20 protein-coding genes, 1 tRNA gene and 1 pseudogene are annotated in these 22,694 nt (G+C 69.4%); 9 read left to right on the top strand and 13 right to left on the bottom strand.

Features of this window, described 5'->3' with window-relative positions; all coding sequences use genetic code 11:
* Nucleotides 1-262: 262 nt before the first annotated feature.
* The 3 genes from AB0O28_RS20575 (at nucleotide 263) to AB0O28_RS20585 (ending at nucleotide 4,235) form a co-directional block, all read left to right on the top strand.
* A complete protein-coding gene (locus AB0O28_RS20575; protein WP_363642385.1) occupies nucleotides 263-2,248 on the top strand; it encodes an ATP-binding protein in 1,986 nt (661 codons plus the stop codon).
* Nucleotides 2,245-2,898, top strand: coding sequence for a response regulator transcription factor (locus AB0O28_RS20580; protein ID WP_363642387.1), 654 nt, complete (start codon nucleotides 2,245-2,247; stop codon nucleotides 2,896-2,898). Before AB0O28_RS20575 ends, AB0O28_RS20580 begins: the two co-directional genes overlap by 4 nt.
* A gap of 77 nt (nucleotides 2,899-2,975) precedes the next feature.
* Nucleotides 2,976-4,235 carry an alpha/beta fold hydrolase gene (locus AB0O28_RS20585; RefSeq protein ID WP_363642389.1) on the top strand — a complete coding sequence of 420 codons (1,260 nt, stop codon included), beginning with the start codon at nucleotides 2,976-2,978 and terminating at the stop codon, nucleotides 4,233-4,235.
* Nucleotides 4,236-4,671: 436 nt separating this feature from the next.
* Here the strand turns inward: AB0O28_RS20585 and AB0O28_RS20590 are convergent, their stop codons facing one another.
* On the bottom strand, nucleotides 4,672-4,848 hold the full coding sequence (locus AB0O28_RS20590) for a hypothetical protein (RefSeq protein WP_363642391.1): 177 nt from the start codon (nucleotides 4,846-4,848) through the stop codon (nucleotides 4,672-4,674).
* Between the two features lie 295 nt (nucleotides 4,849-5,143).
* A pseudogene (locus tag AB0O28_RS20595) lies at nucleotides 5,144-5,278 on the bottom strand (IS701 family transposase); the annotation flags it as partial.
* A 579-nt stretch (nucleotides 5,279-5,857) separates the two neighbouring features.
* On the opposite strand from AB0O28_RS20595, the gene AB0O28_RS20600 reads away from it, so the two are divergent.
* Nucleotides 5,858-7,561 (top strand): SpoIIE family protein phosphatase, encoded by a 1,704-nt coding sequence (locus AB0O28_RS20600; protein WP_363642393.1) that lies wholly within the window; start codon nucleotides 5,858-5,860, stop codon nucleotides 7,559-7,561.
* Between the two features lie 61 nt (nucleotides 7,562-7,622).
* On the opposite strand, the gene AB0O28_RS20605 is transcribed toward AB0O28_RS20600, so the two are convergent.
* A complete protein-coding gene (locus tag AB0O28_RS20605; RefSeq protein WP_363642395.1) occupies nucleotides 7,623-8,684 on the bottom strand; it encodes a ferredoxin reductase in 1,062 nt (353 codons plus the stop codon).
* Between the two features lie 320 nt (nucleotides 8,685-9,004).
* Between AB0O28_RS20605 and AB0O28_RS20610 the strand changes: the two genes are divergently transcribed.
* Nucleotides 9,005-9,256 carry a hypothetical protein gene (locus tag AB0O28_RS20610; protein WP_111698991.1) on the top strand — a complete coding sequence of 84 codons (252 nt, stop codon included), beginning with the start codon at nucleotides 9,005-9,007 and terminating at the stop codon, nucleotides 9,254-9,256.
* Between the two features lie 66 nt (nucleotides 9,257-9,322).
* Here AB0O28_RS20610 and AB0O28_RS20615 read toward each other — a convergent pair whose 3' ends face one another.
* Together AB0O28_RS20615 and AB0O28_RS20620 are read right to left on the bottom strand one after the other, a co-directional pair.
* Entirely contained in the window at nucleotides 9,323-9,601 is a 279-nt protein-coding gene (locus AB0O28_RS20615; protein ID WP_363642397.1) for an STAS domain-containing protein, read from the bottom strand.
* A 515-nt stretch (nucleotides 9,602-10,116) separates the two neighbouring features.
* Nucleotides 10,117-10,953, bottom strand: coding sequence for a HAMP domain-containing sensor histidine kinase (locus tag AB0O28_RS20620; RefSeq protein WP_363642399.1), 837 nt, complete (start codon nucleotides 10,951-10,953; stop codon nucleotides 10,117-10,119).
* A 491-nt stretch (nucleotides 10,954-11,444) separates the two neighbouring features.
* Between AB0O28_RS20620 and AB0O28_RS20625 the strand changes: the two genes are divergently transcribed.
* Nucleotides 11,445-12,554, top strand: coding sequence for an acyl-CoA desaturase (locus tag AB0O28_RS20625; RefSeq protein WP_363642401.1), 1,110 nt, complete (start codon nucleotides 11,445-11,447; stop codon nucleotides 12,552-12,554).
* Between the two features lie 67 nt (nucleotides 12,555-12,621).
* On the opposite strand, the gene AB0O28_RS20630 is transcribed toward AB0O28_RS20625, so the two are convergent.
* From AB0O28_RS20630 to AB0O28_RS20640, 3 genes are read right to left on the bottom strand one after another with little or no spacing between them, the layout of a single operon-like run.
* Nucleotides 12,622-13,725 (bottom strand): HAMP domain-containing sensor histidine kinase, encoded by a 1,104-nt coding sequence (locus tag AB0O28_RS20630; RefSeq protein WP_363642403.1) that lies wholly within the window; start codon nucleotides 13,723-13,725, stop codon nucleotides 12,622-12,624.
* Nucleotides 13,722-15,242, bottom strand: coding sequence for a circadian clock protein KaiC (kaiC, locus tag AB0O28_RS20635; protein ID WP_363642405.1), 1,521 nt, complete (start codon nucleotides 15,240-15,242; stop codon nucleotides 13,722-13,724). The genes AB0O28_RS20630 and kaiC overlap by 4 nt, the downstream gene beginning before the upstream one ends.
* A gap of 2 nt (nucleotides 15,243-15,244) precedes the next feature.
* Nucleotides 15,245-15,541 (bottom strand): circadian clock KaiB family protein, encoded by a 297-nt coding sequence (locus AB0O28_RS20640; RefSeq protein WP_363642407.1) that lies wholly within the window; start codon nucleotides 15,539-15,541, stop codon nucleotides 15,245-15,247.
* A gap of 456 nt (nucleotides 15,542-15,997) precedes the next feature.
* Between AB0O28_RS20640 and AB0O28_RS20645 the strand changes: the two genes are divergently transcribed.
* Both AB0O28_RS20645 and AB0O28_RS20650 read left to right on the top strand, forming a co-directional pair.
* A complete protein-coding gene (locus AB0O28_RS20645; protein WP_363642409.1) occupies nucleotides 15,998-16,657 on the top strand; it encodes a response regulator transcription factor in 660 nt (219 codons plus the stop codon).
* 412 nt (nucleotides 16,658-17,069) lie between these two features.
* Complete coding sequence (locus AB0O28_RS20650; protein ID WP_363642410.1) at nucleotides 17,070-17,933, top strand: HAMP domain-containing sensor histidine kinase; 864 nt, start codon at nucleotides 17,070-17,072, stop codon at nucleotides 17,931-17,933.
* An 82-nt stretch (nucleotides 17,934-18,015) separates the two neighbouring features.
* Here AB0O28_RS20650 and AB0O28_RS20655 read toward each other — a convergent pair whose 3' ends face one another.
* The 3 genes from AB0O28_RS20655 to AB0O28_RS20665 form a co-directional block, all read right to left on the bottom strand.
* Nucleotides 18,016-18,798, bottom strand: a complete 783-nt coding sequence (locus tag AB0O28_RS20655; RefSeq protein WP_363642412.1) for a DUF5994 family protein — start codon at nucleotides 18,796-18,798, stop codon at nucleotides 18,016-18,018.
* Nucleotides 18,737-19,471 (bottom strand): GAF and ANTAR domain-containing protein, encoded by a 735-nt coding sequence (locus AB0O28_RS20660; RefSeq protein WP_363642413.1) that lies wholly within the window; start codon nucleotides 19,469-19,471, stop codon nucleotides 18,737-18,739. Before AB0O28_RS20660 ends, AB0O28_RS20655 begins: the two co-directional genes overlap by 62 nt.
* 306 nt (nucleotides 19,472-19,777) lie before the next feature.
* Nucleotides 19,778-20,266, bottom strand: a complete 489-nt coding sequence (locus AB0O28_RS20665; RefSeq protein ID WP_363642415.1) for a hypothetical protein — start codon at nucleotides 20,264-20,266, stop codon at nucleotides 19,778-19,780.
* Here AB0O28_RS20665 and AB0O28_RS20670 point away from each other — a divergent pair.
* Nucleotides 20,171-21,043, top strand: coding sequence for an SDR family NAD(P)-dependent oxidoreductase (locus tag AB0O28_RS20670; RefSeq protein WP_363642575.1), 873 nt, complete (start codon nucleotides 20,171-20,173; stop codon nucleotides 21,041-21,043). The two genes, AB0O28_RS20665 and AB0O28_RS20670, sit on opposite strands and share 96 nt — an antisense overlap.
* A gap of 304 nt (nucleotides 21,044-21,347) precedes the next feature.
* Here the strand turns inward: AB0O28_RS20670 and AB0O28_RS20675 are convergent.
* Nucleotides 21,348-21,419 (bottom strand) — tRNA-Lys (locus AB0O28_RS20675).
* 102 nt (nucleotides 21,420-21,521) lie between these two features.
* Entirely contained in the window at nucleotides 21,522-22,679 is a 1,158-nt protein-coding gene (locus tag AB0O28_RS20680) for an acyl-CoA dehydrogenase family protein (RefSeq protein ID WP_363642417.1), read from the bottom strand.
* Nucleotides 22,680-22,694: the final 15 nt, after the last annotated feature.

Genomic DNA, 22,694 nt, shown 5'->3' on the forward strand with positions numbered 1-22,694 from the left:
CACCGGAGATGACTTTGGCAGTCGTACGAATTAAGGAAGCACCCGTCCACTTGGAGGGGAGGTCAAGGCCAACTCGAGCTTGACACTGAGGGCACTCCCCGCTAAGCCCTGCCACCCCGCCGCGACGCGGAGACCTGCCCCCAGGGGCGGCTCATGCCGTGCACCACCCGGCACGGGGCCGGCGAGGCATGCCCTGGCGAGCCGCGCTGCACGAACACCTCGCACTGTGCTGTCACGTACGGAATCACTAGGCTTGCTCGGCGTGCTGTCGGGCTGGCTGTGGTGGGTCGTGCCGCTCATCGTGACCGTGGCGCTGTACGGCCTGGCCCTGCGGCAGACGGCAGGGGTGGCCGCCGGAGGCGTCGTGGTCGTGTTGGTGCTGACCGCGGGGGCGGCGAGCGCCCTCGGGGAGTCGCCCAGGTCCGTCACCGGCGTGACCCTGCTGGCCGCCGGGCTCGCCGCGGTCACCTGGGCCCTGGGCAGGGCGCGGCGGCGCGGCCGGGCGACACGCCGGGCCGTGGCCGTTTTCCGCGCGGCCGCGCCCGATGCGCCGGGCGTGGCCGCCGAGGCTGAGCGGCACCGGATCGCCGCCGAACTGCACGACACCGCCGCCCACAGACTCACCGGCATCGCGGTCGGTGCCGCCTCCGCCTTGCGTCTCGCCGACCCGGCTCTCGTGGCGGAGGCGGCCAGATATGCCGCTGAGACCGGCCGCCTGGCCACCCGGGAACTGGAGCGGCTGACCACCGCCGGCACCGGGAGCGGCTCGGCCGATCTCGCCGACGTGGACGCGCTGGCCGCAACGTGGCCAGAGCCGCGTCTCACCTACGTCAGAACAGCCGGGAGCGCCCCGTCTGAGATCGCCGCCGTCGCGTACCGGGTGGTCCGCGAGGCGCTGACCAACGCCCTGCGGTACGCGCCGGGAGGCGCCGTACGGGTCGGCGTCGACCGTGAATCCGGCCGCCTGGTCGTCACGGTCGTCAACGATCCTGGCGAGCCGGTCGTGGACAACGCGGACGTGGCACGTGGAATGGGCGGCGGATACGGGCTCGCCGGGCTCAGGACGGCGGTGGCCGCCTGCGGGGGCCACCTGTCCGCGGGCCCGGATGACCGGGGATGGGCCGTGCGCGCCGAATTCCCGCTCACCCCTGACGAGGGCCCGGCATCGACGTCGTACGAGTGGCGTGGCCGGCATGCGTCGGACGCCGCGCTTGCGATCCTCGCGGTGGCGCTGTCGATCGGTACGAGCCTGTTGACGACCGACACGCCGGAGAGTCTTCCCGGAGAGGCCGCCCTGCTGGTGCCGCTCTTCCTCGCGCACGCCCTGCCGCTCGGCCTGCGCAGGCGGGCGCCGCTTCTCAGCCTGGCGGCGGCGTTGTCGGTCTATCCGGTCCTGCTCGGCGCCGGACTCCTCGGCTGGACGAAGCAGCCCGCAGGGGACGTGTTCCTGTGGTGCCTGTGGGTCGAGCTGGCGCTGCTCTACGCGCTGGGCGCGTACGGCCCTCGCGCACGCCGGCGGTGGGGGGCTCTCGCCACGGCGGCCGTGGGGGCGATAGGCGGGCTTGCTCTGGCGTGCGGGCCGGGGATCGTGGGAGACCGGGCAGCCGCGTGGGCGGTGCTGGCCCTGGGCGTCTCGGTCCCGTCGGCGGTGGCGTGGGGGCTCGGCCTGGCGGTGGGGTCGAGGCGTGCGCGGCGCCATGCGGCCGTGGCGTGGGAGCGGGATCTGCTCGGCCGCGAGACGGCGACGGTCATGCTGGCGGAGCGGAACCGGCTGGCGGCGGGCCTGCGCCGTTCGGCCCTGCGACACGCCAGGGCCATCGTGGTCGCGGCGGACGCGGGGCGGCTGGACACCGTGCTGGCCGAGGCCAGGGCCGGGCTGGCCGCGCTCAGGGAGTCGCTCGGCGAACTGCGCCGCCAGAGCGGCGACGACCCGCCCCCGACCATCGCCGGAATCGCCCTGCTCGCCGTGCGGCACCAGGGCACCGTCCGGTACGCCGGAGCCCGCCGCGAAGCGTCCCCCAGCGTGGAGGTCACCGCGTTCAGGGTGGCCGAGTCGATGCTGCGTGGCAGCACACGGGATGAACGGGAGATCACCGTGGCCTGCCGCGCCGACGGCGTGGCGGTCTCGGGGCCTTCCGCCACGAGCGAGGACCGGCGGGTCCGGGCGCTGGCCGACGCGGCCGGAGGTAGCGTCTCGGACGCCGGGGACGGGATGGTGAGGGTGTGGCTTCCGGAGGTGCTCCCTTGATCAGGGTGACGGTCGCCGACGACCAGGCGGTGGTGCGGGCGGGCATCGCGGCGGTCCTGGACGCCGAACCCGACCTGAGCGTCGTGGGCCAGGCCGCGGACGGAGAGGCCGCCGTGGCGCTGGCTGTGTCGCTGCGGCCCGACGTGGCCCTCATGGACATCCGGATGCCGGGCCTCGACGGGTTGCGGGCGACCGCCCGGATCGGAGCGGAAGCGCCCGGCACGCGGGTGGTGGTGCTGACGACGTTCGGCCTCGATGAGTACGTGTTCTCGGCGCTGAGGGCCGGTGCCGGCGGATTCCTGCTCAAGGACGCCGAACCGGAGAAAGTCGCCGACGCGGTCCGGGTGGTGGCCTCGGGAGACGCCCTCCTCGATCCGGGGGTCACCCGGCGCCTCATCGACCGGTTCGCGTCCGAGCCGGAACCTCGTGACGCCGCCGTCCTCGGCACGCTCACCCGGCGCGAGACCGAGGTGCTGACGCACGTCGCCCGCGGTCTCACCAACGCCGAGATCGGCGAGGTTCTCCGGATCAGCCCCTCGACCGTCAAGGACCACGTGGCGGTGATCCTCGCCAAGCTCGGCGTCCGTGACCGCCTCCAGGCGACCATCACGGCATACGAGACCGGCCTGATCCTCCCAGGCAGGCGCTGACCCCCGCCGTACGGCGGGGGTGACGACGGTTCCGCGGGAGGAGGCCGACGCGGGTTCGGCTTCCTAGCGTGGCTCGCATGAGATCCAAGCTGTTGTCCGGCGGCGCGTTGGCGCTCGCCGGGGTGATCGCGGCGGCCGTGGCCGGGATGGCGGCCTTCGTCGGGACGGCCGCCGCCGTCCCGGTCGTGATGGTGTTCTCCGCGGCCGGCCTCGTTGCGGCGGCGGGAACCGCCTGGGTGTTCGGGCGGGCCGTGATGAGGCGGTTCGGCAGCCCGCGGGCGCTGTGGCCGTACGTCGCCGGCGTCGTGCTCGTGACGGCCGGGCCCGCGGCCCTCATGGCGATGCGCCCCTTCCCCGTGCCGCCGACGGCCGCGGCCCCGCCCGGCGTCTCCCACTGGGACCTGCCCACGGGATCCCGCATCGACTACGTGAAGATCGCCGCGTCCGGTACGCCGCGCCCGACGCCTGTGATCTTCCTGCACGGCGGCCCCGGGACCCCCGGAGAGGGCGTCCCGGAGGGCGGGCGGGAGCTGGCCGCGGCCGGTTTCGACGTTTACGCCTATGACCAGGTCGGCGCCGGCCGTTCCACCCGGCTGGCCGACGTGAGCGGCTACACCGTCGCCCGGCACGTCGCCGATCTGGAGGCGATCCGCCGCGCGATACCCGCCGAGAAGGTCATCCTCGTGGGCAGGTCATGGGGCGGGACCCTGTCGGCGGCGTACATGGCCGCCTATCCCGGCCACGTCGCCAAAACCGTGCTCACCTCACCGGGCGCGATCTGGGAACCGGCCTTCCCCGGTGGACCGGGCAGTCCCTGGGACCGTCTCCCCCCGGCCCAGGCCGAACGCGCCGACGAGCTGACTTCCCATCCCCGGTTCCTCCTCCAAGCGCTCCTGCTCCAGGTAAACCCGGCTGCCGCGCACGCACTCGTGCCCGACGCCGAGGCCGACGCGTACTTCCGCGAACTGCTGATCACAGCCAAGGACGCCACCGGATGCCCCGGAAGCCCGCCCGCCCCCGTCCACGACAACCCACCCGGCTTCTACACCAACCAGATGACGTCCGCCGACGCCGCCACCGTCCCCGACCCGCGTCCGAAGCTGCGGACCGTCCATGTGCCCACGCTCATCGTGCGTGGCGAGTGCGACTACCTGAAATGGGCGGTCACCCACGAGTACCGGCGCACGCTTCCCGAGTCGACCCTCGTCTACGTACGCGGCGCGGGGCATTCGATCGCCAACGGCCGTCCTGACCTCTACCGCGATCTGCTCGTGACGTTCCTTCTCGACCGTCCGCTGCCCCTCCCGCCGGTCACATCGGCGGACGAACCCGCCTGACCCGCGCGACGGCGACGACCTGAAACAGCGCCGGGGCCCTTGCGAGGTAACTCGAAATCCCGTCGACCTTGCTGAATGGTCGGGCCTACTCTGGCCGCATGGCCCATGGAAAGACCTCCTTCGTCTGCTTGCCTTGCCGAGCCTCGTACAAGCAGCCCTATCCAGGCCGGGGCCTCGACGATCGCCTCTGCTCACGCTGCGCCCAGCCGCTTGTCCATGTCGGCTCCGCCTTCGCGGCGCCGCGCCGTAGGGACAACGCAGGCTGGCGGACGCTCTCGGTGCTGCTGCACGCGGGTGTCCGCTTTCACAAGAGTTGTTGCGGGGGCCCCGGTTACCGCCCGCGCTCGCTCAGCGAGGTGCGCGCACGAATGACGTACGCCCGGAGAACCGGAGAGCCCTTCTCCGAAGCTCTGGTGCGCCCCGAACTGCCCTAACGTCAGCGGCTCGACCTGCTTTGGGCAGCCCAGCGGTCGGCCTGCGTGTCGGCGGTCACTTTCCGGCCGTCCTTGAAGATCAGTGCGACCCGGGCCGTCCGGGCGGTGGTGAGGCCGAACCAGCGGTCGTCATGGTCACGGAACTCAACGGGGTGTTCGCGGTCGCCCATGTCGGTCATCAGGTCCTTCGGCCGGACCAGTTGGATGCCGGCTTCCCGACCGTCCAGCGTCCAGACCAGCGTTCTGTCGATGACCCGTCCCCCCGCGTCGGTGAACGCGAAAGCCTTGAGATCATGGTCGGGATCTGCGCTGGCAGTGGCATCGGCGGGCGGTGGCTTGATGGCGGTGTCGCCAGTGTGACCAGTGCGGGATCTCCTCGGTCCTGCGGTGTCGGGTGAGGGTGAGGGCGGCCAGCAGGCGGCGGATCTCGGGGACGGTCAAGGGCAGATGCTCGTGGTCGCCGCCGGGCCGGGATGCGGCCAGGGCCGCGAGGAAGGCCAGGGCGAGCATCGCCAGGGTGATGTGGCGGGGCCGGCAGTCCCAGCTGCGGACCTGGTAGTGGTCCAGCCCGACCTGGCCCTTGGCGGTCTGGAAGGACTCCTCCACCGCGCGGGACCTGCACGCGAGCGGACAACGAGCGATCAAACGAGATCAACTGGCTCCCGGCACGGTCCATCTTGGCCGAGAAACCCCAGGTCAGATGGGATGCGGAGTGGTGGGGCGCCAGGGACTCGAACCCTGAACCGACGGATTGAAAGCGCTGATCAATGCCGCCGCGTGCCGCCTGCTACCGTTTCGTCCGCTGTTGTCCCCGGGAGTCTGCCGCCTAATCACGCTGGGTGCCGCGCCGTACCCGTACACGCGAGCGACCACCGAGCAACCATTGCGTCCTTGACCATTGAATTCGTCGACGACCCTGCGCACTCGCCGGCACTGGTGCCGTCATTACAGTCGGCGCGTAGGTCGCGTCGAAAGCGTGGTGCAGGCGCTCAGCGCGGCGTTTCGCCAGGATGACCCGCTATGGGTCGGCCTGCTCGGCGAGTATGGCCTACGGCTCGTCGAGATGGGATCCTCAGGGCTTCTTCAGGGGAGCCGGCTGGCTCGACATGGCCGCGGGTTGCCCCGCGTGCTCGGCGTGTCGCCGGGTAGGGCGTAGGCAGCGATGGACCGGAGGAAGGCAGGGCGGCGATGATGCGGCATCTGCCCAGCGTGTATGGCCATGCCGGGCTGCCCGACCAGAGGTTGCTGCAGGCGGCCTTCGACAGCGCGGGGGCGGGTATCTATCTGACCGATCGTGCCGGATCGATCACCATGGTGAATCGGCAGGCCGGGGCGTTGCTGGGCCGTCCAGTGGCGGAGATGCTGGGCGCCGATGCCCACGATCTGCTGCACAGGGGCGCCGACGATGGGCAGACTCCTCGCTCCAGCTGTCGGCTGATGGGGGTGCTGGAGCACGGTCGTCCGGCGCGTGGTGACGAGTCGACGTTCCTGCGGGGTGACGGCAGCCTGTTGCCGGTCTCCTTGTCGGCCGCTCCGATACTGGAGGGCGGGCAGGTGCTCGGGGTGATCGTCGTCTTCACCGACATCACCGAGCGGCTGAACCTCTCTCGTCAGCAGGCCGGCCATCTTGCCATGTTGGAGGGCTTCAACGCCCGCCTGACGCTGCTTACCGAGATCACGTCCGTGCTGACCCAGACGCTGGAAGTAGACGAGGCCCTGCAACGGCTGGGCAGGCTGATCGTCCCCCGGTTGGCCGACTGGGCGATGGTGGATCTGCGTGTCGAGCACGACGAGGTGGAGCGGGTGGTGGTGATCCCTCCTGCTGATCAGGCGGCGGGGTCCCCGCTTCCCGAGCCTCCCGGTTCCCTGCTGGCGCGGGTGCTGGATCGAGGTGAGACCGTCTTGCTGGGGCCGGGCGACATAGCCCGCAAACCTGACTCCGGCATGGCCGCCGCACAGCGTGAGCTGTTCGCGGCCCGGGGAGTGGTGTCGGCGATCATCACGCCGCTACGCACACAGCGGCAGGTGCTGGGGGCTCTCACCGTGGCGCGTACCGACCCGGCCCGCCCCTTCGACGCCACCGATGTGACGCTGGTCACCGACATCGGACGTCGCGCGGGGTTGGCGGTGGGCAACGCGCGCCTGTTCGGCCGGCAACGCGAGGTGGCCGAAATGATGCAACGTCACCTGTTGGCTCCGCTGCCGCAGGTGGGCCACCTTGAGATGGCCGCGCGCTACCTTCCGGCCCCGGTGGGGTCTCAGGTCGGCGGTGACTGGTACGACGCCTTCCTGCTGCCGGACGGCGTCACCGCCCTGGTCATCGGTGACGTGGTCGGCCACGACATCACGGCCGCCGCTGAGATGGCCCAGCTGCGTAGCATGGTGCGCACGCTGGCGTGGGACCGCTGCGTGTCGCCCAGCCTGGTCGTCAACCGGGTGGACCAGGCGATGTCCGCCGTCACTGACGTGCCCATGGCGACGATGATCTTGGCGCGAGTGGAGGGCTCCGAAGGTGGTCCCTGGCAGTTGCGCTGGAGCAATGCCGGGCATCCGCCGCCCCTCCTGGTCACGCCTGACGGGCACGCCCGCTACCTGGAACAGAGGCAGGATCTGCTGCTCGGGCTCCGCCTTGGTATCGAATCGACGAGGCGCGACGCCGTCGAGCCGATGCCCGCTGGGAGCACCCTCGTGCTCTACACCGACGGCCTCGTCGAAAGTCCCGGCAGCGACCTGGCCACCGGTTTGGCCCGGCTGCGGGCGCAGGCCGCGGCCATGGCTCACCTCCCGCTGGAGGACGTGTGCGACGACATCGTGCGACGCATACCCCACGGGACCACCGACGACGTCGCTCTTCTCGCGTTACGCCTTCCCGCGTGCGGCGCCGGCGCCTGACCGGCCGAACCTTCGGTGCGGATCAAGGTGGGATGGAACACGGCAGACATGGCCGTTCCTTTCACAGCTCGATCTCGACTGGGCCGGCCGCCACCGACACGCAGGTCTGGATCATGTCGCCCGCGTCTCCGTGCACCTGGCCGGTCCGTACGTCGCGTACCCGACCGGAGCCAAGGCGCGCGACGCATCCGTAGCAGATGCCCATGCGGCAGCCGCTGGGCATGAGCACCCCGGCGCTCTCGCCGACGGCCAGCAACGGCGTCTCGCCGTCGGCCTCGGCTTCTCTGCCACTCCCGGTGAAGCGGACGCGCCCTCCCGAACCCGCTGCCGCCGGCACCAGACTGAAGCGCTCGACATGGAGGCCGTCCGCGGGCCCGGTCCAGTACGCCGCGATGTCGTCGAGCATCTGAGGCGGTCCGCACGCCCAGACGGACCGCTCCGTCCAGTCCGGGCAGAGCCGGGCCAGATCCGCGGGCCGCAGCCGTCCCTCGGAACGCGTGTGCCGTTCGTGCAGGCGCAGCCGTGGAAACCGTGCGGCCAAGCCTCGCAGCCGCCCGCCGAAGATGACCTCGCCAGGGGCCGGCGCCGAATGGACCAGCATGATCTCCGGCCCCGTCACAGCCGGAACACCGTCCAGCAGGTTGTCCAGCATGGCCATCACGGGGGTGATGCCGCTCCCGGCGGTCACGAACAGCAGACGTGGGGGCGGTGGCTCCGGGAGGACGAACGTCCCTTCGGGCCGGCCCAGCCTGAGCACCGTCCCGGGCTCCGTGCTCCGCACCAGGTAGTCGGAGACGAGCCCGCCGCGCGCGGCCTTGACCGTGACGGTGACGCAACCGCCGGACCTACCTGGGGCCGACGACAGGGAGAAGGTGCGCCAGCGTCGCCGCCCGTCGATATCGACGCCGATCCGCACCCACTGACCGGGCCGGTGCGTGACCCAGCCCCGCCCCGGGCGGATCACCAGCGTCGCCGCATCGGCGGTTTCCGCATGAACCGCCTCGACCCGGCCGCACAACTCCCCTTCCACCCAGAGCGGATTGATCAACCCGAGATAGTCCTCGGGAAGCAGCGGCGACGTCAGCCAGTGCGCGGCTGTCGCCAGCCGCCGAAGGAGTGCCACAGGGGATGCGGACGCACGCACAAGGATCACACGCAGAGCCTTCCGAGGGAGCGGCAGCCATCGCGATCGAGGGCTCAGGCCAGGAACGGCCACCCGTATGACGAGTACCCGGTGCCCGCGTCCGGCAGTGGTAGGCGGGGGACATGATGGGACAAGAAGCGGTTCAGGGCCGGTAACGGACCGGTAGGCGGCCGGGCCCGCGGCGGCACGGCTGCGGGAAGAGGTTCGCGGAGCCGGCGATGCGGTGACGCGGATGCCGGGCGGGGACCTTGCGGGGACGTCCTCGTGGGCCGCTCCCGTCCCTACCGTGAGGAGCGGGTATGACCATCGACGCCCCCACCGGGCTGCTCTACTTATTGAGCGTCGGCAAGGAGAAGGAACTGATCCTTCGCGTGCATGGCACGATGCCCACGGCCGAGAGACTCGTCAGCTGGATGGAGCAGGGCGCCGTCGTGTCCCTTCAGGTCTCCCATGAGGGCGAGCCGGACACGTTCACCTACGTGGTCAACTTCAGGCACGTGGTGGCGGCCCGCTGCGCTCCCTACGCGAGGACGCGGATCAGCAGCTTCTGAGTCGTGGCTCCGGCCCCGCCTCTCCTACGTCGGGGGCTCGCCGCCGGCGCGGCCCCGGGCCTTCGGCTACGCCGTCATCGGGATGATGCCGTTCAGCCCGGTCGCACGCAGTAACCGCGACAGGTACGGGCGGGCCGCGGTAAGGGAGAGGGTGATCCCCATCGTCTTGGCGCGACGCTGGATGCCGACCAGGACCCCCAGTCCGCAGGCGTCGCAGGCCGCCACGCCCGACAGGTCGAGAACGAGCAGGCTTCTGCTGTAGCGCAGGACGTCCATCAGGTCCTCGCGCAGGTCGGGACTGGTGAAGATGTCGATCTCGCCGGACAGCCGGATGGTCGTCGGCATCGACGGGTCGGCTCCGCCGAGTGGCGCGAGGTCACGGATGGAGATGCCATGCTCCGGTCGGCGACGAGACGGGCTCTCCGGCGGCAGGCTTGGCAGGTGGGCGTCCGATCGGTGGTGTCGGCACCCGTCGAGCAGGTCCGTCGGCAGTGTACTGATGTGCACTGGCTTGTTCTCTCTGTCCGCATCCCGTGTATCTGTGTCGGCATGCGCGCTGGGCGGCGCGGAACGAGAGAGCAGCGTCGGTGTCATGATCGCCTGGCCTGTCTTGGTCCTCTGAAGAACCGCGTCACGGTATATCGCCGCGGGCGACGCCGACCTGAGTGCCAACGCACGAAAAGTCCTCGGTGCTTGAACCCTACCCTGGTTTTCTGGAATGGCGCCGTTCCGTAAGTGACGTGTCCCCGATTTTCGGAGACGCACAGGAGCGAAGTGCGCGACAGGGAACGCCAGGGGAACGCGTCGGAGAACACTGTCGAGTCCGGAATTCCGTGCGGCCAACGAGAACAGTTGGTGGCTCAGGGGGCGGAGGCGGGCAATTGGAGCGTGAAGCAGGCGCCGCCGAGCGGGGAGGGCTCGACCCAGACGGTTCCGTGGTGGGCTCTCGCTATATCGCGGGTGATGGCCAGGCCGAGGCCGATGCCGGGCCCGCCCCGCTGGGAAACGGTTTTGAGCTGATACATCCGGTCGAAGATACGTTCCCTGTCCTTCTCCGGCACGCCGGGGCCATCGTCGGACACCGTCAGTCGCACGTTGCCGTCGCTGCGGCCGACGCGGACCTGCACCCGCTGGGTGGCGTGGTGCTGTGCGTTGTCCAGCAGATTGGTGATGACCTGGCAGATCCGCGTGCGCATGGCTGTGATCTCGACACCGGGAGTGCAGATGACTTCGATCGGGATGGGGTCGTTCCGGTCGGCGACCTCCTGCCTGACCAGCTCGCACAGGTCGAACCGTCCCCAGTCGCCTTGGGAGGCGCTGGAACGGGCGATCAGGAGAAGTGCGGTGGCCAGCGCCTCCAGCCGGTCCACTCCACGTAGTACCGCCTCCAGCACGCGGGGGTAGTCGGCTTCGCCGGGACGGGTGACCGCTTCTTCCACCGTGACGCGTATCCCGGCCAACGGGGAGCGGATCTCGTGGGCGATGTTGGAGGAGAACTGCCGCTCTCTGTCCAAGATGTCCAGACTCACATTGATGTTGTCGACCAGCTGCGTCACCTCCTGCTGGTCATGCTGCTGAGCGATCTGGGCGTGTTCGTCGCTGAGGTTGATGTCGGCGAGGTCGCCGGAGATGGCACGCACGCGTCGCAGCAGCCGGCGGACCAGCACCCGGCCCGCGACCGCGGTGGCCAGCACCATGACGAGATTCCACCAACGCTTGTGAGAACTGGTGTCCCTCCCTGGACCCGCGCGTTCCAGGCGCTCGCTCAGGCTTGATCTGCCCATCGGACACTCCCCACGAACCATCCCGCCGCCGTAGGCTCCCTACCCCCCGGTCAACCATTTACCTCGCACTGTCGTCAGGCGACTGCGGGGTCGGGCCAGTGCGCGGTGATTACATCGCCCTGGCCCGAGCCCGTCGTGTCCCGGGTGGCGCGGTGAGCAGGCATGGCGCATCTGGAACACCTCCTGAATCGCTCTTGCAGTCGCGTACGACGTGCTCACCCTCGATGACGGGTACCACGAGACGTGGGTGAACCGACTGGGAGGGGCGGCAGGACGTGCTTTCCATGCGCCACCGTTCGCACGCGACCTCCTCAGCGCACGCCGGCGACCGCTCGCCGATCGCGGCCGCGTCTCGAACCGTTCGCCGCGGGTCCCGTCACCGTTGAGCTATGAGAGGAACGCGCATGCCTGCCACATCTCATCTCACTCCTGCCGAGGTCGAAGAGTTCGGTCGGGAGCTGGACAGAATCCGCGATGAGGTGATCGCGAGCCTGGGCGAGCGGGATGCCAGGTACATTCGCGGCCTGATCGGGACCCAGCGCAAGCTGGAACTCTGCGGCCGGGCATTGCTCTTCGCCTCTTGGCTGCCGCCCGCCTGGATGGCCGGGACCACCGCCCTCGCCGCAGCGAAGATCCTCGAAAACATGGAGATCGGCCACAATGTCCTCCACGGGCAGTGGGACTGGATGGGCGATCCGAAGATCCACTCAACGACCTGGGAGTGGGACTTCGCTTCCCCGGCCGACCAGTGGAAGCACTCCCACAACTTCGTCCACCACACCTGGACGAACGTGTTGGGCAAGGATCGGGACATCGGCTACTCCGCGATGCGGATCACCCCGGAGCAGCGATGGCATCCGATCTACCTCGCCCAGCCGCTGTACAACGCGCTGCTGGCGCTCTTCTTCGAGTACGGCATCGCGATATACGACCTGGAACTCGAGCGCATCCCGTCAGGGAAGAAGGACCTCAAGGAGGCCCTGACCCAGCTTCGTGCCGTCGCGGGCAAGATTCGGCGCCAGGTTGTCAAGGACTACGTCGCGTTCCCGCTGCTCGCCGGTCCGGCCTTCATCCCGGTCCTGTTCGGCAATCTGACCGCGAACATCGCGCGCAACGTGTGGGGGCACACCATCATCTTCTGCGGCCACTTCGCGGAGGGCGCGGAAGTCTTCACCGAGGACCGGCTCGAGGGTGAAACCCGCGGCGAGTGGTACGTCCGGCAGCTTCTCGGCTCGTGCAACATCGACGGTGGCCGCCTGTTCCACATAATGAGCGGCAATCTGAGCCATCAGATCGAGCACCACCTGTTTCCGGACATGCCCAGCAATCGCTACGCGGAGATCGCTCCGAGGGTTCGCGCGCTGTGTGATCGGTTCGGCCTGCCGTACACGTCCGGCTCGCTGACCCGTCAGGCGGGCTCGGTGTGGAAGCGCGTCCTGCGGCTCGCGTTTCCGGGACCCGCGCGGCCGCTCGCGCCCGCCTCTCCGGCGAGGAGGCTCGAAGCGGCGGCCTGACCGCGCCGATGGCGGGTGTCAGCGGATGATACGCAGGGCCAGACGTCGCGACCCGCGCCTCCCGCGGCTACTCCCCGCTCCGGTCCGGCGTGCCGGGTGAAGGCGCTCGTCGCAGGCGGAGGCAGAAACAGGCGCCCTCGCCCTCGTCCTCGCGGGGCTCGTACCAGGCGTCGCCGCCGTTGCCGCGGGCGAAGCTTCGGACTATCCACAGTCCCAAGCCTGTCCCCTCTGTCTCGCGCTCAGCCTCCCGCTCACGGCTGAAGCGTTCGAACAACCGGGGCACGAAAGCCTCCGGCACGCCTGGCCCACAGTCGCACACCCGGAGGAGGATCCATCCCGGCTGCCCGGTCGCGGACACGTCCACGGGCGGACGTCCGTAGGCGACTGCGTTCTCCAGGTAGTTGTCCACCATCGCGGAGAACTCTCTGCGATCGACCAGGGCCTCCAGATCAGGGCTGCAGGACATGCGCACCTCTTGTGATCGTTTGTCCAGCTCGCCGAGCCGTTCGAGGAGGACTTGCAGCACGGGGACTCGTTCCAAGCGGGCGGACGCGCCCTTCGCTTCGATGGTCGACGCGGTGAGGAGCTTTCGGACGAGCCCTTGGAGGCGGGCCGTCCGATCGGCGATGCGCTCGATGATCTCGGTTCTTCGCTCCTCGGCGAGTGCGACCAGACGGTCGCGTAGCACGTCCACCAGCACGCTGATGGTGGCCAGGGGACTGTGGAGTTCATGGGCCGCGACAGCGACCGCGATGTTCTGGCGTTCCAGGGCCGCCTCCAGCTCTCGCTCGAGGTGCCTGCTCCGCGTGACGTCGCGGAGTGCGGCGACGTACAGGGGCTCACCTTCCAGGGTTGTGGCGGTGACCCGCATCTCGACGACCCGTTTGCCTCCGGCGGGCAGCATCAAGTCGATCTCGGTCGCCGCACCCGCGGCGATGGGGAAGCCGAACGGGGTGCCGATCAGCTCCGCCGCCGAGCGGGCGAAGAGCTCCGCGGCAGCGGGGTTGCAGAGCCTGATGACTCCTTCTTTGTCGACGGCGACGATCCCGTCCGCCGAGGCCGAAACGATGACCTGGCTGATATCGTCCCGGAATTCGACGTAGTCGGGCCGCCCTGACCCGAAGCCACCCGTGCGGCTTCCGCCAGGCGAGGACCCGCCGCCGGCACTCACCCCGACCGACCCTCTGTCACTTCGGACTCGGGCGACCCCCACGCGCTCCCGGGATCCGTCGCTCCTGTGAAGACGTGGGGGACGCCTCGCAGCGGTTCCCCGATGTGCATGCCGGTGCCATCGATCCTGAGTTGGCGGATCCTGTGGTCATGGGCGGAGCCGCGCGCCTGGAGCACGGCGATGGCGCGCTGGATCTCGGCGGGGCCTTCGACATACTGGAGCTGGATCCAGACGTCGGAAAGGCCGGCGATGTCGGAGGCGATCACCGGCGCGTCCGCCGAGATGAGCCGTCCAGAAGGTGTCCGCGTGAGAAGAGTGGTGATCTCGCTCTGCCGGAGGACCGCCCCCAGCGCGATGATGAAGTCGAGCAGAGTCCGCGGCGCGACCACGCGTTCGAGAGCGGACACAGTGTCGATGACGAGGCGGGCCGGCGCGAACTCCTCGACAGCGCGCCTGAGCTGCAGAAAGAGGTCTTCCGGAGAGGTCACCTCCGCGTAGCCGGACATGACCCGGACCAGACCCGACGCCTGCATGGCCTTGAGGTCCAGACCCCAGCTCGCGGCGGTGCGGAAGAGCTGCCCGCGGGTCCCGTCGAAGGTGCAGAGCAGGCAGCGCTCACCCGCCTCGACGGCGGCGGCCGCGAAACGCAGACTCGCCAGTGTCTTGCCCGTGCCGGTGGGCCCGGTCATCAGGACGATGGCGTCCCGGTAGAAGCCGCCGCCGCACATCTCGTCCAACTCGGGGATGCCCGACGAGACGCGGGCGAGGGACGCGTGGTCGGACGGCGTGAGGAACGCGAGGGGGACCACCACGATCCCGTCCCGTGGATCGATGGTGAACAGCCATTCCCCCGTGCGGTGCGTGGCACCGCGGAACTTGACGATCTCAACCGTCCGGCTTCGCCGGCCCTGCCGGAGTACGTTGCGCAGGATGATGACATTGTCGAGCACGAAAGGCTCGACCCCGTAGCGGGTCACACCGTCGTACTCCTCGGGGCGTTCCGCGGTGAGCACCGAGGTGACTCCGAGCGCCTTGAGGGCGGAGGCGACCCGGAACAGTTCGTGGCGAACGAGGCTGACGTCGGAGAACCGGGTGAAGATCGCGTTGAGCGAGTCGAGCGCGACACGGTGAGCCCCGGTCTGGCGGACCGCGTGTTCGATGCGCGCCACCAGAGCACCGAAGTCGTAGGCGCCGACGGCGGGGGCGTCCTCCCCGATACTCGCCGATGCTTCGACGAAGGCCCACTTCCCTTCGTCCTCCCACGACTGGATGGGGAAGCCCAGCGAGGCCGAGTTACGGCGGATGTCGGTGATTGTCTCCTCGAAGGTGACGAACACCCCAGGCTCGTTGAAGCGCATGATTCCGCGGGAGAGGAACTCGACGGCGAACAACGTCTTACCACTGCCGGTCGTGCCGCTCACCAGCGTGGATCGGCCCGCGGGCAACCCGCCCAGGGTCACGTGGTCGAAGCCGTTGATCCCCGTGGGGATCCGCGCGATCGCGTTGCTGCCAGTCATCGTCACTGCCCCTCCGAGGGCGATTCCGCGGCTGGGAGGCCCAGAGCGATGGCGGCGCGGCCATGATCGGACAGATCCCCGATCACCCGCCGCTGCGGTGGCGGCGCGAGCCTGACCACGGTGGGCGTGGCCAGGATCCTTCCCTCCTCGGCGAGCTCGGGCCGTTCGACGGCGTCGATGACCTCGACCTCGTACATGCCGGAGAGGTGAGCGTCGCACAGGAACCGCAGGTTCACCTCCGCGGCATGGGACCGCTCCGTGTTCCCAGCCACGTACAGCCTGAATGAGTAGGTGGTCACGTCAGGGACCGTCTCCAACGTTCGCAGGGCTCCGGACGGCGCCTTGCGGTCTCCCGCTGTTCGTACCCCGCAGACAGGCAGGGGACCGGCATCGAAAGAGGAGACGGCCCGCGAAGCGGATGGGGGTGTCCGCCGGCTTGGCGCACGCATCAGGCACCGCCGGCCCTCGCGTGGAGCGACGATCCGGTTCGATCTGACTTGTGCGTCACGATGCGCCGCGGGTAGCGTCATGATGAGTTCACAGGGGCAGGCCACAGGGTCTTCGGCCCGCTTGCGGCGAGGCGGACGCGCCCTCATCAGCCGGCTCCGATCCATCCTCTCCGTGCAGAGTCACGCCTTACCCGGGGGACGGGCGGAGCGGGTCCGGCCGGTCGGCGTACGGCGGCGAAAACCGCTCACGAGATGAGCAGCCATGAGCCGAGCAGTGGTCAAGGTCACGGCGGGCAGGAGCCTCTTGTGATCCGAGTTCTCGTGGTCGAGGATCAGCGGGCGCTCGCTGGCGCTCTCGAGATCGCGATCGACGCCCAGCCCGATCTGCATTGCGTGGGCGCCGTCGGGACGGTCGAGGACGCCGTCTCGCTCGTGACGGTACGGAGCCCCGAAGTCGTGCTCATGGACATTCATCTGCCCGACGTCGACGGAATCGAAGGCACGAGGCGGATCAAAGCCTCTCACCCGCATGTCCGCGTCCTCATCCTGACAGGCGATGCCAGCCCCGACCTGTTCGCGGCCGCCGCGGCGGTAGGGGCTTCCGGATTCCTCGCGAAGGACAGTAAATTTCCGGACATTCTCAAAGTGATCCGCGCCTCGGTCGACAAGAACATCCTTATGGTGGAGGGCGATACGCTCAGAGCGCTCCTCCAGGATTCCAGCGCATCGCCGCACGTCGCGCGCGAGAACTGGGCGGGGCTCACCGCGCGCGAGCTGGAAGTCCTTGGGCTGATGGGCGAAGGGCTCGACCCCCGTGCGATCGCCGGGCGGCTCGTCGTGAGCCTCCACACCGCTCGAGGCCACGTCAAGAACGTCATGATGAAGCTGAGCGCGCACAGTCAGCTCGAGGCGGTTGTCGTGGCGACTCGCACGGGGCTCCTGCCGGGACCGCGGAAACCTTGCTGAGGCCGCGATTCGGCCCATTTGGGGGGTGCCGTTCGGACCATGTGCGGGTGGCGGGGCGTCTGCCGTCTCCCTAGATTGGTGAACATGCGTCGCACCGCGGATCGCCGCGGCTTTTCCCTACTACCGCCTGGGCGGGGTCGGGCTCAAGAACGCCCCGTGCCGGTACCCCGGAAAAGAAGAGCGCCGCTGCCGTTCAGAGGGCGCGTCGGCCTTGCCGCGCATGGACGCTATGAGGCCTTCGTCGACGCCCTCAAGACATCCCACCGTCGACATCCACGGCGCCAAGTCCCGGGAAGGAATCCCGGCCGGTTTCGGCATGTACACCACTCTCCGAGGTCCACGGGAATCCGGCAGGCACGCCAGCGACACCGACACATCCCCGACCGCTGGGCGTGCGGAAGGAAGAACTGACATGGACATGAGACACGTCAAGGCTCTGTCCGACTGCATCGACGGTCTTGACATCCCCGCGCATGCCGCAGGCCTTGATGCGGAGGTTTCCGATCCCCTCGGTGAAGACGAGATCGCCCGGACCACCCGGGCCGTGATCCGCACGCTGGAACAGCTCAACAAGGAACTGCGGCAACAGCGGAGGTTCGCCTCCGACACGTCGCACGAGTTGCGTAACCCTATCGCTGGGCTGCGCGCGGAGCTTGAGCAGGCTCAGTTACAGCCAGACGACGTTCATCTGCACGAGACGCTCCACCGTGCGCTGTGCGTCGTCGACCGGCTGGAGGCGATCATCAGCGATCTGCACCTGCTGTCCCGAGTGGAGGGCGCCGTGCCGTACGGGCGGGCGCCGGTCGACCTGGCGCAGCTGGTCAAGGCGGAAGTCTCCCGGCGGGCGGACCGTGTTCCGGTCCAGTTGCGGCTCGTTCCCGGGGTTTACGTCAAGATCGTCGACATCCAGATCGGCCGGGTACTCACAAATCTGCTGGACAATGCCCAACGGCACGCCGAACGGATCGTACGGGTCGAGGTCAGCCGTAACGGGCGCACCGCGGAACTGGAGGTCTCCGATGACGGCGAAGGGATTGCCGAGAGCGACCTCGAACGGATCTTCGAACGATACACCCGGCTGAACGCGGGCCGCCGCCGTGACCGCAGCGGCACCGGCCTCGGGTTGTCGATCGCCCGTGAGATCGCTCAGGCTCACGACGGGACCCTCCATGCCGGAGACTCTCCCATCGGCGGCGCGCGCTTCACGCTTCGGCTTCCCCTCGCCGCCCTTCCGGGCCCCGACGGCGCCAAGAGGCCTGGCCAACGGCTGCGCTGATCGCCGATCGCGAAGGCGGGCAGAGAGCCGGACGCGATGCCGGGCCAGATCACGGGCAGCCGGATCGCCCACACGGGCCAGATCACGGGCAGCCGGATCGCCCGCAGTGGCCGCCTTCGTCCTCCCAGACGTCCTGCTCTGCCTCTTGTTCCGCCGGGACCCCGGGCGCGGGAGTACGGTCCTCCTCGGGAGGCGCACCGTTCGGGTCCCTGGGGGCCGACGCGTAGTCGGCCTCCGGCGGTATCACCCGCAACGATATTCCCTCGTGGCCGTTGATGGTCAGGGTAACCAGCCCGCGGTCCATGGATTGGAACCATCCGACCTTCACGGCCCGGCCGGCGACCGGAATGCGGTGCGGAATGTTGCTCCATGCGTCGACATGAAGTCCGACCCGGAGTGTCATCTTCCCCAGCCGGCGGTCGACTTCCGCGATGAGACCCGGGAGTTCGGCCGCCGCGTCCGTTGACCGGGGCCACCATTCCCCGTCCACAGCACGCGTGCGACGAGGGCTGGGTGCCAGGCTGAGCCGTACGACGGGTGCGTCTTGCGGCTGCTCCGACAGAACACGGGCGATGGGAACCGTCGGCGGGGAGGGAACGGGCGTCAGCGTCATGATCGGCCGACCTGTCTCAGCCCTGACGGGGCTGCGTCTGGTGAAACGCCGCAGACGGTGCCGACGCGACTGCCGACATTCGAAATGTCCGCGGTACTCGTAATCTACTCTTTTCGCTGGCCGGTGGGGGCTGCCACAGGCCTGGTGGGTGCTGAGCGCGTCGTCCGGGTGCGGATCCCGGCAAGCCTCGTCATCGGCTGTGATCGCCGGCCGGAGGCTGAGCGATGCCGCGTTCGCCGTGGACGATGGCATCCGCCGCCTCGGACAGGCGCAGGTTGCGGGTGCGCGCGTAGGCGCACAGGGAGTCGAAGGCGTCGTCCATGTCGCTGTGGTGGCGCTCGGCCAGAACCCCGGTGGCCTGCTCGATGAGCGTGCGACTGTTCAGCGCGGTCTGTAGCTGCTCTTCGGCTGCCTCGTGCTGCTCCAGCCCGCGATGGTGCAGGATGCTGATGGTGGCCACATTCGCCAGCGCCTGCCCGATGTGCAGCTCATCAGTGGTCAGCCTGCCGGCTGCCGTCCGCAGCAGGGTGAGCGCGCCGATTATCCTGTCGCGGTGGCGCATCGGCAGTGCCTGGACCGCGACGAAGCCGGCGAGCTGAGCCGCTGCGGCGAAACGAGGCCAGCGCCCTCCCTCGGCGACCAGATCGGCACATGTCACCGGCCCGCCGGTGCGGTAACAGTCAAGGCCGGGGCCGTCGACGTCTTGGAGTTGGAGGAGTTTCAGCATGCGGGCCTGCTCGGTGGAGGCGGCCATCGGACGCAGCCGACCTTGTCGGTCGGCCAGCAGCAGCCCGGCCGCATCGACATCCAACAGCCGCACACAGCGCATGGTGAGCTGGTGCAACAGGTCGACGACGTCGAAGTCCCCGACCAGGGTGTCCGTCAACTCGGCGAACGCGTCGGTCAGCTGGCGTTCGCGCGTCACGAGTGCCTCCCGGAGGGTCCTGCCGGATGTCAAGTCCCGTCCGGCTCGATGAAACCGCAGCAGACGAGTCTCCGGCGCGCGCTTCCGCCAGGCATCGCGTGCCGACGTACGCGTGGCCGGACGTCGTCCTCACGGAGGTTAGTACCTGGCTACACCGAGGTCATGCCGGTGACCTGGCGCGGATGAGCCCGGTTCCGCCGATCGAACACGCGGCCGCCTGCCGTACCGGCATGACCCGTTTGGTGCCACACGCCCGGGTCGAGGTGCGGGCGACCACTTCGGCATGCTCAACGTGCACGCCCCGAATCACGGCCGCGGCGGTGCGGGCGTGGTTCGGCGAGGGTCTCCCGAGCGTGGCAGCGTACCCATGATCGCGGTGATGACGACCAGTCGCAAGGCGGAGCGCAGGTCGACGTGGAGCAGGGCCAGCTCGGGCTCCTCCTGGTATGCGGCGAGCAGGCTGGGCGGCGGCGAGCAGTAGGTCGACAACGCCCCGGCCATGATCATGGTCTGCAGGCACACCGTCTGGGCGCCGTCACCCAGCTCCGGCACCTGCTGCCGGACGAGGTGCACCATGGTCGCGAGGCTGCCGAGTGACGCGCGCTTGTGGCGCCGGACGACCGCGACCGAGACGTTGTGCTCAAGGACACCGCCCTGCGCGCCGAACAGGTCGCACAGCACCACGCGGCCGGCCAGCGACTGGCTCAGGACCTCGGCCAGCTGCCGCGGGTGGCCATCGTGACCGGAGCCAACACCGGCCTGGGCTTCGAGACGGCCCGGGCGCTGGCCGAGCACGGCGCATCGGTGGTGCTGGCCGTACGCGACGTCGAGAAGGGCAGGCGGGCCGCCGCCCGGATCAGCGGCGATGTCACCGTCCAGGAGCTGGACCTGACCTCGCTGGAGTCGGTGCGTGCCGCGGCGGCCGGGCTGCGCGCCCACGAGCGGATCGACCTGCTGATCAACAACGCCGGTGTGATATACACCCCGAAGCAGACCACCCGCGACGGCTTCGAGATGCAGTTCGGCACCAACCATCTCGGTCACTTCGCGCTCACCGGGCTGCTGCTCGACCGGCTCCTGCCGGTGACCGGTTCGCGGGTGGTGACGGTCAGCAGCGTCGGCCACCGCATCCGCGCCGGCATCCACTTCGACGACCTTCAGTGGGAGCGCTCATACGGGCGGGTCGCCGCCTACGGCCAGTCCAGGCTGGCCAACCTAATGTTCACCCACGAACTGCAGCGCCGGCTCGCGGTGTACGACACGACCGTCGCGGTGGCCGCGCATCCCGGCGTGTCCAACACCGAGCTGGCCCGCAACTCGCCGGCGTTCCTACGGCTGCCGCTCACCTGGCTGGCCCCGTTGATCACCCAGAGCCCGGCGATGGGCGCGCTGCCGACCCTGCGCGCCGCCACCGACCCGGCCGTCCTCGGCGGGCAGTACTACGGCCCCGACGGTGTCGGCGAGGTCCGTGGCCACCCCCGGCTGGTCAGCTCCAGCCGCGACTCCCACGACGTCGCCGTCCAGCAGCGCCTGTGGTCGGTCTCCGAGGACCTCACTGGCGTCAAGTTCTAGTTCGAAGCTCCCGACGATTCATCTAAAGGTGCTCAGGACGCGTTGGTCGCCTCATCGGCTTGCAGGGTTCGCGTCCGGGTCACGTAGGGACCTCGCCTCGGCCTCGACCTTGGCGGTGCTGAGACGCACCGGTGGCGGCTGGAGGAGGCACGGCTCACCTGGACGGCGTTGCCGGCCGGTCGGGCGCGGTTGGACCGGGCGCTGTGGGACGAGTGAAGCGGCGAATGCACAACTGCAACCGGAAATGCAACCGGGCAGGCTTCCGAACGATCACGATTCGGGAGTCTGCCCAGTTCATCGAAGGTGGGGCGCCAGGGACTCGAACCCTGAACCGACGGATTAAAAGTCCGCAGCTCTGCCATTGAGCTAGCACCCCTTGGTCGTGCCCCGCAGAACCCGCCCGCGTCGCGGCGTGATCCGCAGAACACTCCCCAAGATGCAGGGTACAGAGAGTACCGCGTCTTCGGCGAGGCGATTGTCAGCGGAAGGCGTCGAGACCCGTGAGCGCCTTGCCCAGCGTCAGCAGATGCACCTCCTGGGTGCCCTCGTACGTGAGCACGGACTCCAGGTTGGTCATGTGCCGGATGACCGGATACTCCAAGGTGACCCCGTTGGCCCCGAGCACCGTGCGCGCCTCGCGGGCGATGTCGAGCGCGGCCCGGACGTTGGCCAGCTTGCCGAAGCTGACCTGGGTGGGCGTCAGCTTCCCGGCGTCCTTGAGCCGGCCGAGATGAAGGGCGGTGAGCCCGGCCTGACCGAGCGCGACCGCCATCCAGGCCAGCTTTTCCTGGGTGAGCTGGAAGCCGCCGATCGGCCTGCCGAACTGCACCCGCGTGGTGGCGTAGTCCACGGCCGCCTCCAGGCAGGCCCGGCCCGCGCCGACCACGCCCCACAGGATGCCGTACCTCGCCTCTGTGAGGCACGACAGCGGGCCCTTCAGCCCGGCGACGCCCGGCAGGACCGCGGAGGCGGGCAGCCGTACGTCGTCGAAGTACAGGGAGGCCGTGACCGAGGCTCGCAGCGACAGCTTGCGGTGGATCTCGGCGGCGGAGAAGCCGGGGGTCGAGGTGGGGACGACGAAGCCCCGGATCCCCTCGTCGGTCCGCGCCCACACGACGGCCACGTCGGCGATCGAGCCGTTGGTGATCCACATCTTGGAGCCGTTCAGGATCCAGTCGCCTGACGGGTCCTGCTTGGCGGTGGTGCGCATGCCGGCGGGGTCGGACCCGTGGTCGGGCTCGGTCAGGCCGAAGCAGCCGATGGCCTCCCCTGACGCCAGCCGGGGCAGCCACTCCTGCTTCTGCTCGTCCGAGCCGTACTTCCAGATCGGGAACATCGCCAGCGACCCCTGCACGGACACGAACGACCGCAGCCCCGAGTCGCCCGCCTCGAGCTCCCGGCAGGCCACGCCGTACGAGACGGCGTCGAGCCCGGCGCAGCCGTACCCCTCAAGGTGCATGCCGAGAAGGCCGAGCGAACCCAGGGCCGGGGCGAGCTCGCGGGCGGGGAACGTACCCTGCTCGAACCACTCGCCGACATGGGGGAGGACCTTGCCGGAGACGAGTTCCCTTACGGAGTCCCTGACCAGGCGGTGCTCGGGGTCGAGCTGGTCGTCGAGTTCGAGGAGGTCGTCCATGGCGCCAGGGTATCC

Origin of the sequence: Microbispora sp. NPDC088329, assembly GCF_040685655.1 — a bacterium.
Taxonomy (GTDB): domain Bacteria; phylum Actinomycetota; class Actinomycetes; order Streptosporangiales; family Streptosporangiaceae; genus Microbispora.

Coding starts and splice junctions, on each gene's coding strand:
- AB0O28_RS20610 (WP_111698991.1), top strand. CDS start 9,005: ATGACCATCGACGCCCCCACCGGGCTGCTCTACTTATTGAGCGTCGGC.
- AB0O28_RS20625 (WP_363642401.1), top strand. CDS start 11,445: ATGCCTGCCACATCTCATCTCACTCCTGCCGAGGTCGAAGAGTTCGGT.
- AB0O28_RS20585 (WP_363642389.1), top strand. CDS start 2,976: ATGAGATCCAAGCTGTTGTCCGGCGGCGCGTTGGCGCTCGCCGGGGTG.
- AB0O28_RS20615 (WP_363642397.1), bottom strand. CDS start 9,601: ATGCCGACGACCATCCGGCTGTCCGGCGAGATCGACATCTTCACCAGT.
- AB0O28_RS20600 (WP_363642393.1), top strand. CDS start 5,858: ATGATGCGGCATCTGCCCAGCGTGTATGGCCATGCCGGGCTGCCCGAC.
- AB0O28_RS20650 (WP_363642410.1), top strand. CDS start 17,070: ATGGACATGAGACACGTCAAGGCTCTGTCCGACTGCATCGACGGTCTT.
- kaiC (WP_363642405.1), bottom strand. CDS start 15,242: ATGACTGGCAGCAACGCGATCGCGCGGATCCCCACGGGGATCAACGGC.
- AB0O28_RS20590 (WP_363642391.1), bottom strand. CDS start 4,848: ATGACCGACATGGGCGACCGCGAACACCCCGTTGAGTTCCGTGACCAT.
- AB0O28_RS20655 (WP_363642412.1), bottom strand. CDS start 18,798: ATGCCATCGTCCACGGCGAACGCGGCATCGCTCAGCCTCCGGCCGGCG.
- AB0O28_RS20620 (WP_363642399.1), bottom strand. CDS start 10,953: ATGGTGCTGGCCACCGCGGTCGCGGGCCGGGTGCTGGTCCGCCGGCTG.
- AB0O28_RS20680 (WP_363642417.1), bottom strand. CDS start 22,679: ATGGACGACCTCCTCGAACTCGACGACCAGCTCGACCCCGAGCACCGC.